Origin of the sequence: Brachyspira catarrhinii (assembly GCF_005518285.1) — a bacterium.
Taxonomy (GTDB): domain Bacteria; phylum Spirochaetota; class Brachyspiria; order Brachyspirales; family Brachyspiraceae; genus Brachyspira; species Brachyspira catarrhinii.
The window spans coordinates 1-18345 of the sequence record NZ_SJDU01000006.1 but is presented as its reverse complement, the minus strand read 5'-3'; the positions used below and the strand labels follow the sequence as shown (position 1 = coordinate 18345).

Below are 18345 nucleotides of genomic sequence, written 5' to 3'. Positions count from 1 at the left end.
CACTTTCTTTATTAAAGACACTTTCTTTATTGAAGATAATCCTTACGGAGAATTGAGATTCAGAGGAGAGCATCAAAAATCTTTCTATAGTTTGCTTGGCGAACAGGCTATACTCATGGGAACTTTTTCAAAAACTTTCTCGCCTGGTTTTAGAATGGGATGGATTGCTTGCGGGGTTGACGAAGTTATAAATAAAATGAAACATTATAAACAGCTTGTGGATTTTCATACGAGCATATTCGGGCAAATGGTTGTCGCTCAATATCTTGCCGATAACGATTATGACGCTCATATAAAAACCATTACCGATTTGTATAAAAAACAATGCGACTGCATGCTCGAAGCTATGGATAAATATTTTGCGAAAGATATACATTGGACGCATCCAGAAGGCGGTATGTTTATTTGGGTGACTTTGCCGAAAGGAATTGACGCGGTAGAACTCGGTAAAAAAGCCGCGGATAACGGAGTCGCTATCGCACCTGGAGAGCCTTTCTATGAAAAGAAAAGAGGCGAAGGAACATTCAGATTAAATTATACGAATTCGTCTCCAGAAATGATAGACAGAGGAATTTCAATATTGTCAAAAGCTATAGAAGATTTGCGAAAAAGTAAATAAAATTATTGAACCATTGTTTTATTTGTAAAATAATTTAATAATTTGTATAAAAAATATGTATGCTTTAGAGGAACTTAAAAATAAAATTATATGTGACGATAACATTCGAGTTTTATCAAATATTCCTAACGACTCAATCGATTTAATAATAACTTCTCCTCCTTATTTTAAACAAAGAGATTATGGCTATATTGGTATTGGAAATGAAAACACAGTAGATGAATATATTAATAAATTGATATTAGTATTTAAGGAATGTAAAAGAATTATAAAATCTACAGGTAGTATAGTTTTTAATATTGGAGATAAATATACAAATGGTAATTTAAATTTAATACCTTATAGATTTGCAATAGAAGCTCAAAAAATAGATAATATTCGCTTAATAAACGAATTAACTTGGGTAAAAATAAATCCATCTCCTAGACAAAATACGAAAAAATTAGTTCCCGCAACAGAACCTTTTTTTATATTTACTAAATCGAAGGATTATTATTTTGATAATAATTCTTTCCTTGAATATAAAAATTTAAAAAATAAAACAAATACTATAAAAAATAGCAATATTGGTCAAAAATATTTTAATATTATAGATAATTCTACGCTTTCTAATGAAGAAAAAAAATTAGCTTATGAAGAATTAGATAAAGTTATTTCAGAAGTTAAATCTGGGAAAATAGAAAGTTTTAGAATGAAAATAAGGGGAGTTCATGCCCTTCCATACGGGGGGCAATCGGGAGGCAGATTAAACCAGATACAGCAAAAAGGGTTTACCATTATAAAAATATATGGAAATTCAATGAAAAAAGATATTATAGAATCTACAGTAGAAACTATTAAAGGTAATAAGCACCCAGCAATATATCCCGAATTTATAGTTGGAGAGATAATAAAACTTTTAACTAAAAAAAATTCAATAATACTTGACCCTTTTTTAGGTTCTGGAACGACATGCGTTGTGGCTAAAAAGTTAAATCGTTTCTATATAGGCATAGAGATTTTTAATGAATATGTAGAATATTCATTAGAGAGACTTAACAAAATAGAAAATATGGATATGGAAATATTAGTATGAATAATAAAGTTTATAACGATATTTTAGAAAAAGCTATTAAAGATTCTGACAAATTAATTTCTTATGATAAATTTGATAATATTCCGTCTGATTTAAAAAATAATCTAAATATATTAATTGATAATATAGATAAAAATAAATCAATTATTCAGGCAATAGTGACTAGTTGCATAAAAAAGATTAATAATCCCGAACAAGACATTAGAAAACATAGAACCGATTTTAAAAACGGATATTCCGCTAGAACATTAGACACTAATATAACGACTCCATTTTTTAAGAAATACTTTTTAAAGTATTCTAATAAAGAGTCTGCATTTTTAACTTTAGCTACAAGAGAAAAAATAGAATGGTCTATTAAAAGTGGAAAAGAAATCAAAATAAGGAATGAAAAAGTAAAAATGTCATTCCTTTCAATAATAGACTCTATAGAAAATCATGATAGTGCATATTTTTGTTTAGTATATTTATTTGCAAAGTTAAAATTACTTTTAAATAAAGCTGAAATTTTAAATATAGAAACCATAAACATGTCGGAAACATTAGATATATTGAATATAGATAAAATTATTAATATGTTTTATAATCATTTTAACTGCAAAAATTCATCAAGGCTTCCTGTTATTGCCTTTTATAGTATATATCAAGAATTAATTAAAAACGTAAATATTTATAAGGATAAAAAATTAAAACCATTAAATTATCATACATCGTCTGATAAGCATGGATATGGCGATATAGAAGTAGTATATAAAAATAATAGCCCATACGAAGTAATTGAAATAAAACATAATATTCCAATTGATAGAGAATTAATTTTAAGCGTTTTTAATAAAACATTAAATTCAAATATATTTAGATATTATATATTAACCACATACGAAAATAGCTTCAAAGATGGAAATGAATTAAAATACATAAAAGAACTTGTTTTAAAAATAAAAAAAGAAACCAAAATGGATATTATTCCTAACGGCATTATGACAAGTTTAAAATATTATTTAAGATTTATAGATAATTACAATGATTTTTTAAAATTATATACCAGAAATCTTGTATAAGATTCTAAAATATCGTCTGAAATAAATTCAGAACATATAAATTTATGGCGTGAAATTTTAGAAAAAAATAATGTTAAATAATATAATTGTATTGATAATGATAAAAAATATAATATAATAATTTGTTAAGAGGTTAAAATATAATGAAAAAAACCGTTTTATTAAAAATTTCAGGCGAGGCTTTGCTCGGACAAAAAGATTACGGAATTGACAATAATGTAGTCGACAGAATAGCTTTGGAAATGAAAGAAGCGGGAAACGACACTCAAATTGCCGTTGTTGTCGGAGGCGGAAATATATTCAGAGGAATGCAACTTTCCAATAAAACGGGAATGATTAGGGCGACTGCCGACTCGATGGGAATGCTTGCCACGATAATGAACGCAATCGCTTTGAAAGACAGATTCATGGCGGCGGGAACTCCAACTCAAATACTTTCGGCTTTTAATATCGAAGGAATGATTGAAGGATTTGAAAGAGATAAGGCTATAAGAATATTGGAGAGAGGAAATGTTTTGATAATAGCGGGCGGAACTTCAAACCCTTATTTTACTACAGACAGCACGGCGATTTTACGAGCTTTGGAAATTGACGCTTCAATCGTATTGAAAGGAACTAATGTTGACGGCATTTACGATAAAGACCCAAAAACGAACGAAGACGCCAAAATGTATAACGAAATTACTTTTAGAGAAGCTTTAAATAAAAATTTGCGGGTTATGGATATGACGGCTTTCGCTATGGCTAACGACAACAATATGCCGATAAGAGTTTTTAACATGAATAAAATGGGAAATATCACAAAAGCGATTTCGGGCGAGAGTATAGGAACTTATGTGCATAACTGATTTTAGTATATAAATTTATAAAATAATATATAATAAATTTAAATTAAAAAGTATATAATAAACAGGAGAATAAAAAAATGGCAAATATTACTAATTATGATATAAAAGAATTGGGTGAGTTTTTGAATATGGATTTTTATAATAGCTTATCGGAAGAGGGCAAAAAGAATATATTTAAGAGTATGCTTAATCAAAAATTAAGAGAAAAAAATTATTATGTAAATAAATATGGCAGAGGACAATTAAGAATATATGATAAGGATATAGAAAATTATAAAAATTATGATATTATAAAAAAATCTGGCACTCCTTATCGAGGAGAAGATAATCAAATACGACCTACCTACTTAAGCGGCTGGGATTTTCTAGTAAGAGAATATACAACTGAATATCCAGAAACAGTAGAAGATTTTAATAAAGATTTTGAGGATATGATGAGTAAGTGGATGTAAAAAATGAAAAAAATTTTAAGAATTATTGCTTATAAAGTTTTAGATAGAGGAAAGCAAAGGATTTATAGACAAAAGAGAACAGGTTTTGGAAGATATGCATAAAGATAATTATGGCAGACACTTTTTAATATATAAGCCGCAGGAGGAAAATAAATAATGCTTGAATTTATAGATAAAGCGGTATTAATAAAGTTATGTAAAAAAATAATAAAAATATATAAAAAGCATAGTAATCCAAAAAGTTTGTTTGTAAAGAATTGGGTTAATGATAATAAAGATAAATATAACGGTAAATTTTATAGTTCAAATAAAAATTATAAATATATAGACGCAATGCTAATATCCTTAACATACCACGATATAATAGCTATTAAATATAAGGATAATAGTAATATAATTACAGATATAATTGAAATAAATGAAGTAGAGAAAATGTTTGACGAAGACTTTTATGATAGCGATTTTGATAACGAAGAGGATATAGAAGATTTAGAAAACTTATCAATAGAACAGGTTAATAAACTTATAGATGAAAATAATTAATAAAAAGGAATTACTTAATATTAAAAAACAGATATATAAGTTATGGAAATAAAAAATAAAGTAAAATTAATATTAAACTAAATTAAAAAATAATTAAGGAGATTTTATTATGTATAATATTTTATCTTTAGGAGGATTTAGTATGATACCAATGTTTATAGGAATAGTCATTATACTAATCGTTGTGATAATTTTCTTGCGTTTCTTCCCAATAGGACTTTGGGTAACGGCGTTATTTTCGGGCGTTAGAATAAGCATAATAACTTTACTAACAATGCGATTAAGGAGAGTAAATCCTTCTTTAATAGTTTTGAATCAGATTAAATTATGGAAAGCGGGATTAAAAATTGGAAGCAACGAACTCGAAGCTCATTATTTGGCGGGAGGAAATCCAACCGCCGTATCGGACGCTCTGATTGCGGCGGATAAAGCCTCTTTGAATCTGTCGTTTGAAAGGGCATGCGCTATAGATTTGGCGGGACGAGATTTGGTTGACGCTATAAGAACTTCCGTCTCTCCAAGAGTAATAGCCACTCCGTTAATCGCCGCTGTCGCAAAAGACGGAATTCAAGTAAAAGCTACGGCAAGAGTGACGGTTAGAACGAATATTAACAGACTTGTCGGAGGAGCTGGAGAAGAGACGATAATCGCGAGAGTGGGGGAGGGAATAGTTACCACAATAGGAAGTTCGGCGTCTCATAAGGAAGTTTTGGAAAATCCCGATAGAATCTCTCAAGTCGTTTTGGCAAAGGGACTCGATTCTGGAACGGCATTTGAAATTTTGTCGATTGATATTGCAGATGTCGATGTGGGAAACAATATAGGAGCGGTTTTGCAAATAGACCAAGCGGAAGCGGATAAAAAAATCGCTCAAGCTAAAGCGGAAGAGAGAAGAGTCATGGCTATAGCGAGAGAACAGGAAATGAAGGCTCAAGTCGAAGAGATGAAAGCGAAAGTAGTCGAAGCCGAATCTCAACTTCCTTTGGCTATAGCGGACGCGTTGAAAAAAGGAAATATCGGAGTTTTGGATTATTATAACATGAAAAATATAATGGCGGATACGGAAATGAGATACAGCATTTCTGGTTTGGATTCTTCGAGCAAAGAAAATCCTCAAAAATAACGTTGTTGTATTTAATTAAAATTAATTTATAATTAAAATAAAAATTATAATAACAAAATTAAAGAAAAAAAATATTACGGTAGATTTATGGAAAAAGAACTTATTTATTCCGTTGAAGACGATATTAATATCAGCGACCTTATAAAATATACTTTGGAAGAAGCGGGATTCAATATAAAATGTTTCTCCAACGGTTACGATATGCTCGAAGCTTTGAAAATGCAAACTCCAAATTTGGTTTTGCTAGATATAATGCTTCCCGATATAGACGGAACGGAAATATTAAAAATCATAAGAACGGATTATTCTTATCTTCCGATAAAAGTCATAATGCTTACGGCAAAATCGAGCGAAATAAATATAGTGATGGGATTAAACGCTGGAGCGGACGATTATATGCCGAAGCCTTTTTCCGTTTTGGAGCTTATAGCGAGAGTGAAAGCAAATTTAAGAAAGAAAAATACGACAATCGAAATGGAAGAGATGACATTCGGAGAGATAAAAATAATTATCAGAAAAAGAATCGTATTCGTAAACAATAATCAAGTCGCGCTTACTCAAAAAGAATTCGATTTATTAAAACTTTTGATTGAAAACGCCGAAAGTATCGTATCGCGCGAGACAATGTTCGAGGAGGTTTGGGGAAAAGAAAACGCGATGGAAACGCGAACGATAGATATGCATATAAAATCTATAAGACAGAAATTGAATCTTCAAAAAGAAAATATTATAACCGCTCGTGGAATGGGCTATAAATTAACCGAAATGAAAGAAAATCAAGAAATTGAATAATCGTTATGATTAAGAATATTTTTTATAAATCGCTATTCGTTCTTATATTAACGAGCGCTTTAATGTTTATAGGAATTCTTTTTACCGTTCAATATAATAATATCAGATACAGTCAGTTTATGATTGTAAATATTATGGAAATGCTCGAGCGAGAAATTGATATTTACGACATGAAAACGGAAGAAGATTTTAGAAAATTCGTTTTGCAGTCGGATAAAGAAGAATTAAGGATAAGCGTTATTGCCACAAACGGAACGGTTATAGCGGATACTGTGGCGGATATTTCCGTAAATCCTATGGCAAATCACACAAACAGAAGCGACGTCATAAAGGCTTTGCATGGTTCGGGAGATAAAGCGGTTTTTTCTATTCATACTTCAATAAGTCAAAAAATTCCTTATATTTACGCTTCAAAAAAAATAAAAGCGGAAGATTATAGGGATTATATATTAAGAATTTCTATGCCGATAGAATCGGTTAATAAATATTTGATAACTTTTTTATTTACCGCCGTAATGGTAATAGGAATCGTCATTATAATAATGGCTTTGGTTTTGCCTTCGATGGCAAGAAATATTATGATTCCATTTTATTCGATAAAAGAAACTTTGGATAATATTGACGGGAGCAAATCTCAAAATATAAAAAATCTCACGGGCTTCAACGATATTAACGATATATTATACGACATAAACGAACTTGCGATTGATTTGAATAATAATATAACGGGCTACCAAACGGAAAGAGAAAAATTAAATTATGTTCTTGAAAATATCGCTCAAGGAATTGTCGCCATCAATAAAAACAAAGACATCTTTTTTATCAATCGATTTGCAATCGAACTTTTTGGGATTTCGGATAACGATATAAAAAATCTAAACGAAATTATTAAAGACAAATCGGTTATTAATAAAATAGACGATGCGATGAAATTAAACAGATTTTCAAAATTCGACATAAAAGAAAAAAATATGGATATAGAAATAAATTTTATCCCAATATTAAACAATAAAAATATATCCGCTTTAATCAAATTTGAAGATGTTACCGATATAAGAAAAATTGAAATAGAAAAGCAAGATTTTTTTATAAACGCTTCGCATGAACTTAAAACTCCTCTCACTTCGATTTTAGGTTATTCGGAGCTTCTTATAAATATGAGCGAAAGAGATAAGAAAGAAGATAAAAAAACGGATTTTATAAAAAGAATTAACGCCGAAGCTTTGAGAATGAAAGAGCTTGTTTTGAATATGCTAACTTTAAGCAGAATGGAAGCGAATTGGCAGGAAACTATCGATGAAAAAATCGATATAAAAGATATAATTCTTAATGTTTTTGAAAGCAATAGAATAAAAGCGCGGAAAAAAAATATAAATATCGATTTGGAAATCGAATCCGCTATAATAATAGCAAATAAAGAAAAGATAACGGAAGTCGTAAACAATCTTGTAGACAACGCGATAAAATATACGGACGAAGGCGGAAATATAAAAATCGTTTTGAAAAATAACGGAGATAAAGCTACATTTACCGTGAAAGACAACGGTTGCGGAATAGAAAATAAATATTTAAATAGAATTTTTGAAAGATTTTTTAGAGTAAAAAACGAAAAATATTTGAAAGTTCAAGGCACGGGTTTGGGTTTGACTATAGTAAAAAATATTTGCGCTCATTATAACGCCGACATATATATAGAAAGCGAAAAGGATAAGGGGACGGAAATATCGGTGGTTTTTAATTTGTATAAATAGCGATTGTTTAATTATAAATGTAGTATATAATTTTTAATAATTATAACAATCATAACAAGGAGAATTTTAATGAAAAACATAACTATAAAAATAAAAGGCATGGGCTGTCAAAATTGCGTCAATGCCGTTACGGAAAGTTTAACCGAACTCGAAGGAGTAGGCAAAGTTAATGTGAGTTTGGAAAAAGAATCCGCCGAAGTTGAATTTGACGAATCGAAAATAAATGTGAGCAAAATGATAGAAGCTATTAAAGAATTGGAATACGAGGCTTCGGTTTAATTTATGTTCGCTTTTATAGAAGGCAAAGCTCAAATAATTTCGGAAAATCTTATAGCCGTTTCATGCGGAGGAGTCGGTTATGAAATCAATGTGTCGAAAAAATTAAAAACGGAGAATAACAAAAATATAAGATTATACACTCAACTCATACACAAAGAAGATTCTATGACGCTTTACGGATTCGCCACGCGGGAAGAAAAAAAATTATTTTCAACTTTAATGACTACTTCTGGAGTGGGACCGAAATTGGCGATGGAAATTCTTTCAACTTATTCCATAGACGAAATAATGCATATTCTATTCAATAAAGATATTTCGATGCTTAAAAAAGTTTCTGGAATGGGGTTAAAAAAAGCGGAAAAATTATTATTCGAGCTTAGAGACAAAATAGAAAAAATCGACATAAATATTTCTTCAGTCAAACCATGTAACGACAACGAGAGCGATGTTATAAAGGCTTTAATATCTTTGGGATTTTCAAATTCCGAAGCGATTAAATCTTTGTCGAATATAGAAAATAAAGAAAATATGAACGCCGAAGATTTGATAAGAGAGGCTTTAAGAAATTTGAATTCTATATAATTTTAATTTTTTAAATTTATATTTGACAAAAAATAATTATTGTGTTTTAATATAGTTAAAATAAATCAGGGGAATGTTGGTGCAAATCCAACGCTGGCACGCAACCGTAAAGTCTTATAAACAATGATTAAAACCATTTGTTATTAAGCGAAGTCGGATAACCTTTACTATTAGTCGAGAGCGCTATCTTTTATAAAATAAAGCTTAACTCTTCTTAATAGAACTATTTTAAGGGAATAATTATGAAAAAATTAATTATTATCGTTTTCTTTCAAATCTTTATTTTTTTTGATTTTATTTATCCGCAATCTTACTTAATAAGAGAGTTAATAGGCGGTATTTGGGTTACTTCGCAAGTGGAAAATACGAATTCCGCTCAAACAAACGCCACGGAAGAAAACCAACCAAATAAAGAACCTATTAAAGTTAATAACAATATAATAACTTCGGAAGAAATTGACAGAATGGGCTATCAGAACGCGCAGGAAGTTTTGGCAAATCAACCTGGTTTTGTAAATAAAGGAAATTACATGGGCAATGAAGTTGTCGACCCTGCGGGAGCTAACGCAGATAATATTAAAATCTATGTCAATAATGTTTTAATGAATGTCGCAAAAGGAAACGCGGACGCTGGAGTCGATTTAAGAAGAATTCCCGCAAATCTAATCGAAAGTATAGAGATTAAAGGCAATTCTATTTATATAACGACAAAAACTCCGCTCGAAGATATACTTTTGGTTTCGCTTTCTTACGGTTCTTATAATACCGTTCGCCCATCAATTTTATTTTCAAAGAGTATTGATAAAAAACAAACTTTTACTTTTACCGCAGATTCTTATTATTCGGATGGAAATTATTATTATGATTTTATTAATCAATCGGGAGAGAGAGTTAAAGGCAATTTTCATGATAATCGTCAGCTTATTATAAATTTTTCTACGGATTATAAATATTTGTTTGACAATAAAGATTATATTAAAGCTTTCGTTAATGTTTCTTTCAATAATTCCGCCGCTCAATATCAAATTCCGCCGATAGCCGCAACGGATTCTTGGTTTAATTTTACTACTTTAGTATCGTCAATTTCTTATAACGGTTTTTCGGATATTTTGGATTATAATGTTACTTTTTCTTATTTGTTCGATTCTTTTGTAGATAGACCTTATTATACAAACGGAAAATTTGTTTCGGATTATAAATCGCATGCCGTTTCTTTGAACGGTTTTTTAAGCAGAATGGACGAATTTTTACCAAATACGATAACATTTTATAATAAAATAACTCCCGAATATAGATACGATATTTTAACAGAAGAAAAGGGTGCAGTTTATACTAATTTCTCTACATATCCGCAAAGACATTCCGTTTCAATAAAATACGAACCGCAACTTTCTTTTGGTTATTGGGATGAAAATAATCCGATATTCACGCTTTTACTAGATATTAAATATGAATTTATGTCGGATATTTTGAACGGTTATAAAAATAGAAATTATCTTGCCTATAGCGCCGCTTTTAATATGAATTTTTATAAAGGCTACGGATTATATTTTTCTTATTCGCATGATTATACCGCTCCGACATTCAACGATTTATATTACGGAGAATATGGGAATATCAATTTGAAGTCTGAAGATTATAATCAAACGCTTACAAAACTTACTTTAGAGCCGATAACGAATTTGAAAATCGAAGGTTCTTACGCTTACACGGTTTATAGCAATAAAATCATTTGGTATGGAATGAGTCCAACAAATGTCGATAAAGCGCGGTCGCATATTGTTAGTTCGTCTGTCGGTTATGAGATTCCATTTTTAACTTATAACAGAATAAAGGCTAAAGTTGGTTATTCTTATCAGCTCGCATTTATGGGAGAAAATAAACTTCCAAAAATTGGCATGCCAGAAGATATAATTTCTGTTTTGTTGGGCTATGATTTTATTTCCGAAAATAATATTTTAACTTCGCTATCTTTAAATATTCATTATACTTATTCTACAAAAAGACCGATTACGGACTATGACCCGATTAGATACTCGGACGATTTTCATGATTTTAATATTTCGTTTTATTCAATTTGGTTTAAACATTTGATAGTGTCGACTCATTTTAAAAATATTTTTAATAAGACGCCGATTTTGTCGACTTATTCGGTTGCAAAACCTTTTACTTGGGAAGTGGAATTGGGATATAATTTTTAATTTTATAAGGACTTAACAATGAAAAATTTTAAAATATTTTTAATTACTTTAACCGCTTTTTTATTTATCATAATTTCTTGCAATAATGATAATAAAAATAATTCAATTTTGCAAATAAAAGACAGAGCGGGAAACGAGATAACAATTCCCGAGCGAATCGATAAAATAATTTGTCTCTCTCCTTCTATTACGGAAATTTTAATCGATATTGGAGAAGCGGATAAAATAATTTCGGTTGACTCTTATTCAAAAGAAATTTTAGAAAAAAATAATATTGATTTTTCCGATATGCAAATTTTCGATATGATGAATCCCGATGCGGAAAAAATTATTTCGCTCAATCCCGACATTTTATTTATAAATAATTTTAGCGTTTTTTCGGGCAAAAGTTCTATAGATGCAATGAAAAATTTAGGTTTGTCCGTTGCGGTGATTCCAAATAGCGACACTTTGGAAGGAATTGAAGAGGATATTTATTTTTTGGGAAAAGTTTTAAAATTGGAAAATGAAGCGGAAGATATAATTTTTGAAATGAAAGAAAATATTGAAAAAATAAAATCTATTGGAGATAAAATAAAAATTGAAGGAAATCAAAAAACCGTTTATTTTGAAATAGGGGCAATGTCGAATTTATACAGTTTCGGAACTAATGTTTATTTGGACGATATGATAAATATTATTGGAGCTAAAAATATTTTTGAAAATAAAAATTCTTGGATTGCCGTTTCGGAAGAAAGCGTCTTGTCGGCAAATCCAGATATCATATTTACGAGCGTTGATTATATTGATAATCCCGTCAAAGAAATTCTTAATCGCAAGGCTTGGCAAAATATAAAAGCGATTCAAAAAAGCCAAGTTTATTTTATAGCTTCAAGTTCTCTGCCTAATCATAATATTATAAAGGCTTTATTTTTAATGGCAAAATCGATTTATCCTAACGAATATCAAGAATTATTTAAATCGTTTAACGAATAGGATTTAATTTTTATGATTAAAAAAATTGCTATAATTATAATTTTAGTTTTTATTTCAATTGTCCTTTCAATATGTGTGGGAAATGTTTTTATATCTCCGAAAGAAATAATAACTATTTTTATTCATAAAATATTTTCTCCAAATTTAATCGTCAGTAAAATCAACGCGGACATTATTTTTAATATAAGATTTCCTCGTTCTATTTTGGCTTTTTTTGTCGGCGCTTCTTTGTCGCTTACGGGAGTAGTTATGCAGTCGATATTGAGAAATCCGCTCGCTTCAGTTTATAATTTGGGAATTTCTTCGGGAGCGGGACTCGGAGCTTCTTTGCTTATAATTACGGGAATAAATTTTAATCAATATATTTTTTCGGCAATGTCGACTCTATTCGCTTTTATAACGATAATTTTTATTTTGTTTATAGCGGGCAGAATAGACAAATACATGAATAATAATTCTATAATTCTTGCGGGAATCGTAATTTCTTTATTTTTTTATTCTCTTATGAGTTTTTTTATTTATATTTTTCCGAAATATTCAAATCGAATAATATTGTGGCAATTAGGAAATTTATATTTGAAAAATTTTTTAGATATTTTAATTATAATTTTGATTACAATAATTTTTTTAATCGTTTTAATGAAATATTCAACCGTTTTGGATATTATGACTTTTGGAGATACTACAAGTTTATCTTTGGGAGTAAACGCAAAAAAAATGCGAATATTTTTTATAATCGTTTCTTCTTTTATAACTGCGGTTTTAGTTTCTTTTGTCGGAATAATAGGATTTGTAGATTTGGTTTCTCCTCATATAGTTAGAAAAATTTTCGGAGCGAAACATATTATAGTCGTTCCAATGTCGGCGCTTTTTGGAGGAATATTGCTTAATATTGCCGATATATTTTCAAGAATTTTGGTTCAAGGAGCGAATATTCCAATCGGGATAGTAACCGCATTGATAGGAGCGCCTTTTTTCTTATATATTTTTCTTAATAATAAAGCAGCGGGAAATCAAAAATGATTGAAGCGAGTAAATTATCTTTTTCTTACGGAAATAAAAAAATTCTAAATAATATTTCATTTAAAATTTTTGAAAACGATAGATTATGCATTATCGGACCAAACGGTTCGGGAAAAACCACTTTATTAAAATCTTTATGCAATATTTTAGACTTTCAAGGTTCGGTATTTATCGATAATAAAAATATAAAATATATTGAAGTTTATAAAACCGTTGCGTTTATGAGTCAAATCTCGGAAATATATTTTGATTATTCCGTTTTCGAAACGGTTATGCTCGGCAGGTATTCGAGTTTTAAAGATAAATTTTTTTCAACGCCAGATAAAAAAGACAATGAAATAGTTTTGGAATGTTTGGAAAGAGTGAAAATTATTCATTTAAAAGACAAATCTATAAACGAACTTTCGGGAGGCGAACTTCAAAAAGTTTTTTTAGCGAGAGTTTTCGCTCAAAATCCAAAAATTATTCTTATGGACGAGCCCGCAAATCATTTGGATTTAAATAGTCAAATGGAACTCATTTATAATTTGAAAGAATGGGTAAGCAAAGAGGAGAGATGCATTGTAGCGGTTATGCATGATATTAATAATGTTTTTAATTTTGCAAATAAAATATTGCTTTTAAATAAAGGAGAGATTTTATATTTTGGCGACTGCGAAAATTTTAATTTGGAATTATTGAATAAAATTTATAATGTAAATGTTGTTGAATACATGAAGAATTCTTTAACGAAATGGTTATAAAATTCTATTGACAAAAAATTAAATAATGTTATAATACTCCTAATTATGATTAAAATTAATATTTATACTATATTTTTGACGCTTGCCTTGCCTTGCCTTGCCTTGCGAATAGTTTAAAATTTTTATTCAATTTGTCAAAAAATCAATATTATATTAAATCATTTTCTTATGATTTTTTAAGTTTATATTTAGCTATTTCGAAAATCCATTTTATCAGTTTTATCGAGGTAAAATATGTATAAAAAATTAATTGATAAAATTGTATGGTGGATACCTTTTAAGAATTTAAGAAATTTTATAAGGGATATTTTAATCAATATATCGGAAATAAGCGAAATAAAGTCGGAAATAAGCGAAATAAAGCAAGAATTGAATAATATAAAATCTCAAAAAGATAATATTACGAAATTATATCAGTTTTGTAATAATTCTAATAAAATGTTGGATAATAATATATACGAATATGATTTTATATTTAGCATTGGTGGAAATTGTTTTTGCGCCGATATTTTGAATAAAAATAATTTAAGAACTACTTCGTCTCCTTTCGATTGGCTCACTCCAAGTAGAAATTATTCAAAAACAAATATGATTTCTAATTTGCAAATAATAAACAATAAATTCAAAGATTTTTTAATTAAAGATAATTTTATTTATATTGGAGATTCGATAAAAGACGGCGTAAAAATGTATTTGAATAATAACGCTAAATTGTTTCATAACCATGATTTCTTCATAGAAAATAAATTTGAAGACGACTATATAAAAGTAAAAGATACTTATTCAAAAAGAATAGAAAGATTATTAAACGAATTAAAATCCGACAAAAAGATTTTAATGGTATATATTGAATATTATAGACTTTATAACAACGACTTTAATATTAACGAATTAATAGATTTATTAGACGCTATAAGAAAAACTTATAATAATGAAAATATAGATTTGTTATATATGCGACATGAATTTTTCTGCAACGATATAACTTTTAAAATCATAGATAATAAAATACATTTATATATTTTAGACAATTCTTTTGATTATGCAAAAAGTTATGATAGCGGTTATACTCCTTATTGGACGGGAAATGCATGGGAAACATCTAAAATTTTAAATAAATATAAATTGAAAAAAGAAATATAGTTTTTTTATATTAAAATATTGAAAGATTTTGAAAATCATAATATATTTAGTAAATACTTATATTTTAATTGGAGGATTAACAATGGCTAACGGATACACAAAAAACGAAATAATAAACAAACTTGAAAACTTAAAAGATATTTCTACTTTATACAAAGAAGATTTTATTAATTATAGAGGAAACACAACGGATACGAAAGAAAAATATACCGAAGTTGTGGCGGAATGGCTTTTGAATAATATTGACTTATTATATAAAATTCAAAAAATAACTCGTTTATCTTCTTATAAAGTTGAAACTCATGATGGAAAATATACTCCAAGACCTAACCCAAGCGAAGAAATAATAGCAATGGATATTTTTAATCAAGGTTCGCTTAATATTCTTGGAAAAGTATTAGATTATCAAACTCCGTTAAAAAATGTGAGAGACGATGACGCGGGAAAAATTGATATTGTTTCTTATAACAGAGATATTAAAACCGTTTACCTTTTGGAATTGAAAAAGGAAGATAACGAAGAAACTATGCTTCGTTGCGTTTTGGAAATATTTACATATTTAAGAATTTTGGATACTGACAAATTTTTATTTGATTTTGGATTGCCGAAAGATACAAAAATTAAAGCTTCGCCGTTGGTATTTTTTAACGGTTCTCAACATAAAGAAATGATTGGAGGCAATAATAAATTTTTGAAACAATTAATGGATAAACTCGATATAGAGCCGTTTTATATTACAAAAAATTCTAATTATTACGCTATCGTTTGACTTATTTATTGTAAGCTAATTTCCAAATAATCGCTTTCGTTATGTATTCTATCCAAAGCGGTAATATAATAAATATAATTCGATTTTCTATTTGCCGTTTTATCTTTATAAATAACTTTCGCGTCCGCGTTAAAATTCGTTCTTCTGATTTTATCGATTAATTCTATTTCGTAGCTATTGACAATTTTTCTGTAAATCGCGTAATAAACGGAAGTTCCAACTTTTGGATGAGAATAATCGTCCAATTTATATTCGTTCGGGTCCGTAAAACTTATTTCAATATAATTAAAATGTTTTTTCATTTTTGGATTTTCGGGTTTCAAAATATTTTCTTTCAAATCTTTCATAGTATTCATGACAGGGACTATCGCTTTGAATATATAATTATTTTCTTTTATATATTTTATCGCTTCGTTTCCAAAGTCGCCCGTATCTCTGTCGTTTTTATACATATTATGAAGAGTGAAAAACGAAGAGCCTTTTATAAAACCTTTTCCTTCTTTTCTTATATAATCTATTTGTTTTGATAGCAAATCTATATCTTGCCAAGGTTCTATATTAGTCGAGCTTCCCATTCTGTATAAAGCATGCCCGATATATAAATCCGCCAAATTTCCGTTTGTAGATTTTTTCGCTTCGTTAATCCACCAATTTACCGTTATGTCGAAAGGAACTAATCTGTGTTTTGAACTCCAATAAACTTGAGGAATAATCGCGTCCACATACATTTTATTTATTCCGTCTTTTTCCGTAGCGTTGGTTAAAGAATCCGTTTTCTCTCCGTTTAGCATCCATAAAAGAACATCCGCATGCAAAGCGTCAAAGTTGGGATTATAAGATTTCGTTTCGCTTCCGTATTCGCTTCCCTTATATTCCGATAATTTATTTTTGTTTCGCCAAACGCCAGCGGGAGAGATAGTCCATTTTACATAAGGTTTTCTCGATTTTATTTCGGTATATAATTTGCTTACCAAATTGTTTATATTGTTTCGTCTCCAAGCGTATAAACCGTCAACTCCGTAATCGTCATAGGCTTTGTTTGTAATATCGTATCCAGATGCTTTTCCATATTTTTCGGCGCTAATTTTATCATTCCAATCTTTATAAGTTTTTCCTTTAATCGCGTTTTGATAAAAATAATCGTCAAAATGTATTCCGTCAACATCGTAATTTTCCACAACTTCGATAACGGAATCTATTATATATTTTTCGCTTATCGGCTCTCCTGGGTCCAAATAGAGTCTATTATCGAACCAATGAACGGGTTTTAAATTATTTGAAACATAAGTATGAATGAAATTCTTTTTTGAAAATTGCTCTTCATAACTTTTTTTATCGTTATAAGTGAGCGAAATTCTATAAGGATTAAACCAAGCATGAACTTCAATATTTCTTTGATGCGCTTCTTCGATTATATATTCGAGCAAATCGGTTTCAAAAGGATAATCGTCTTTTTCGTTTGTCGAATCCGTCCCAAAAAAATATCTCGTTGTAGGATTTATTTTAGAATTAAAAATTACTCCAGCATCGGGTTTTACTTGAACGAATACGGCGTTGAAATTATTTTGATATAAAGCGTCCAAATGTTTTATTATAAGTTTTTTTTGTTCCTCCTTGCTTCCGTTTCGCAGAGGAAAATCAATATTTCCAACGGTAGAAAACCAAGCCGCTCTAAATTCTCTATAAATCGGATTTTCGCTTCTGTCTTCTTCCATACTTTTTGCAAGATTTTTTTTAATATCGTTTGGAATAATTATATTCAAAGTTTTGCAAGAGAGAACGGTTAATACGAATATAAGAACATAAATTTTTTTAATTTTAATCGACATCTTTTTAATTTTAACTTTAGTAAAATATTTTAAAATAAATTTAAAAATAAAAAAGGAGCTTTATAAAAATAAAACTCCTTGAAGGGCTTTTGCTTAATTATAGCATGCTGTCTACCATAGATTTAATATTTTCTATAGTCGCTTCTTCTTTTGTAACTTCTTTAACTTTAGCGCCGTCTTTGTAAATGGCTATAGTAGGAAGTCCCAAAATTTTCTCTCTTATTGCCAATCTTCTTGCTTTAGAAGTATTGAAAGAGTAGAAATTAACCTTGCCTGCGTATTCTTCGGATAATGCATGAACTTTAGGCATCAAAGCTTTACATGGTTCGCAAGTGTCTCCGAAATAGTCTACCAAGCATAAATCCTTTGAGTTGATAACTTTTTCATCAAAATTGTCTTTATCTAATTCTACCATAAATAAAAACTCCTTATTTTAATTTCATACTATTAATTATATACAAAATTTTTTATTAGTCAAGCTATAAATTAAATTAATTATTTATATATATTTTTATCTATTGACATTATTTTATTATA

General features: G+C 29.0%; 19 protein-coding genes. 17 read left to right on the top strand and 2 right to left on the bottom strand.

Features of this window, described 5'->3' with window-relative positions; translation table 11 throughout:
• The 17 genes from EZH24_RS00610 to EZH24_RS00530 form a co-directional block, all read left to right on the top strand.
• The coding region (locus tag EZH24_RS00610; protein ID WP_137997199.1) for an aminotransferase class I/II-fold pyridoxal phosphate-dependent enzyme at nt 1-619 on the top strand (619 nt) is incomplete at its 5' end.
• 55 nt (nt 620-674) lie between these two features.
• Complete coding sequence (locus EZH24_RS00605) at nt 675-1694, top strand: DNA-methyltransferase (RefSeq protein WP_137997198.1); 1020 nt, start codon at nt 675-677, stop codon at nt 1692-1694.
• Nucleotides 1691-2755 carry a DNA methyltransferase gene (locus EZH24_RS00600; protein ID WP_137997197.1) on the top strand — a complete coding sequence of 355 codons (1065 nt, stop codon included), beginning with the start codon at nt 1691-1693 and terminating at the stop codon, nt 2753-2755. The genes EZH24_RS00605 and EZH24_RS00600 overlap by 4 nt, the downstream gene beginning before the upstream one ends.
• A 143-nt stretch (nt 2756-2898) precedes the next feature.
• A complete protein-coding gene (pyrH, locus tag EZH24_RS00595; protein WP_137997196.1) occupies nt 2899-3603 on the top strand; it encodes a UMP kinase in 705 nt (234 codons plus the stop codon).
• A 77-nt stretch (nt 3604-3680) separates the two neighbouring features.
• Nucleotides 3681-4055 (top strand): hypothetical protein, encoded by a 375-nt coding sequence (locus tag EZH24_RS00590; protein WP_137997195.1) that lies wholly within the window; start codon nt 3681-3683, stop codon nt 4053-4055.
• A gap of 156 nt (nt 4056-4211) precedes the next feature.
• Complete coding sequence (locus tag EZH24_RS00585; protein WP_137997194.1) at nt 4212-4598, top strand: hypothetical protein; 387 nt, start codon at nt 4212-4214, stop codon at nt 4596-4598.
• Nucleotides 4599-4707: 109 nt separating this feature from the next.
• Nucleotides 4708-5721, top strand: a complete 1014-nt coding sequence (gene floA, locus EZH24_RS00580; protein ID WP_272897861.1) for a flotillin-like protein FloA — start codon at nt 4708-4710, stop codon at nt 5719-5721.
• Nucleotides 5722-5808: 87 nt separating this feature from the next.
• A complete protein-coding gene (locus EZH24_RS00575; protein WP_137997193.1) occupies nt 5809-6513 on the top strand; it encodes a response regulator transcription factor in 705 nt (234 codons plus the stop codon).
• A 5-nt stretch (nt 6514-6518) separates the two neighbouring features.
• Nucleotides 6519-8264: a sensor histidine kinase gene (locus EZH24_RS00570; protein WP_137997192.1), complete on the top strand. Its 1746-nt coding sequence runs from the start codon at nt 6519-6521 to the stop codon at nt 8262-8264.
• A gap of 69 nt (nt 8265-8333) precedes the next feature.
• Nucleotides 8334-8543 (top strand): heavy-metal-associated domain-containing protein, encoded by a 210-nt coding sequence (locus EZH24_RS00565; RefSeq protein ID WP_137997191.1) that lies wholly within the window; start codon nt 8334-8336, stop codon nt 8541-8543.
• Between the two features lie 3 nt (nt 8544-8546).
• Nucleotides 8547-9125, top strand: a complete 579-nt coding sequence (gene ruvA / locus EZH24_RS00560; RefSeq protein ID WP_137997190.1) for a Holliday junction branch migration protein RuvA — start codon at nt 8547-8549, stop codon at nt 9123-9125.
• Between the two features lie 242 nt (nt 9126-9367).
• Nucleotides 9368-11326: a TonB-dependent receptor plug domain-containing protein gene (locus EZH24_RS00555; protein WP_137997189.1), complete on the top strand. Its 1959-nt coding sequence runs from the start codon at nt 9368-9370 to the stop codon at nt 11324-11326.
• 18 nt (nt 11327-11344) lie between these two features.
• Nucleotides 11345-12301: an ABC transporter substrate-binding protein gene (locus tag EZH24_RS00550; protein ID WP_137997188.1), complete on the top strand. Its 957-nt coding sequence runs from the start codon at nt 11345-11347 to the stop codon at nt 12299-12301.
• A 12-nt stretch (nt 12302-12313) separates the two neighbouring features.
• Entirely contained in the window at nt 12314-13324 is a 1011-nt protein-coding gene (locus tag EZH24_RS00545) for a FecCD family ABC transporter permease (protein ID WP_137997187.1), read from the top strand.
• Entirely contained in the window at nt 13321-14067 is a 747-nt protein-coding gene (locus EZH24_RS00540) for an ABC transporter ATP-binding protein (RefSeq protein ID WP_137997186.1), read from the top strand. Before EZH24_RS00545 ends, EZH24_RS00540 begins: the two co-directional genes overlap by 4 nt.
• 234 nt (nt 14068-14301) lie before the next feature.
• Entirely contained in the window at nt 14302-15210 is a 909-nt protein-coding gene (locus EZH24_RS00535) for a DUF1796 family putative cysteine peptidase (RefSeq protein ID WP_137997185.1), read from the top strand.
• A gap of 82 nt (nt 15211-15292) precedes the next feature.
• Nucleotides 15293-15979 carry a hypothetical protein gene (locus EZH24_RS00530; RefSeq protein ID WP_137997184.1) on the top strand — a complete coding sequence of 229 codons (687 nt, stop codon included), beginning with the start codon at nt 15293-15295 and terminating at the stop codon, nt 15977-15979.
• Nucleotides 15980-15984: 5 nt separating this feature from the next.
• Here EZH24_RS00530 and EZH24_RS00525 read toward each other — a convergent pair whose 3' ends face one another.
• Both EZH24_RS00525 and trxA read right to left on the bottom strand, forming a co-directional pair.
• Nucleotides 15985-17796 carry a glycoside hydrolase family 10-like protein gene (locus EZH24_RS00525; protein WP_419670423.1) on the bottom strand — a complete coding sequence of 604 codons (1812 nt, stop codon included), beginning with the start codon at nt 17794-17796 and terminating at the stop codon, nt 15985-15987.
• A 109-nt stretch (nt 17797-17905) separates the two neighbouring features.
• A complete protein-coding gene (gene trxA / locus EZH24_RS00520) occupies nt 17906-18223 on the bottom strand; it encodes a thioredoxin TrxA (RefSeq protein ID WP_137997182.1) in 318 nt (105 codons plus the stop codon).
• Nucleotides 18224-18345: the final 122 nt, after the last annotated feature.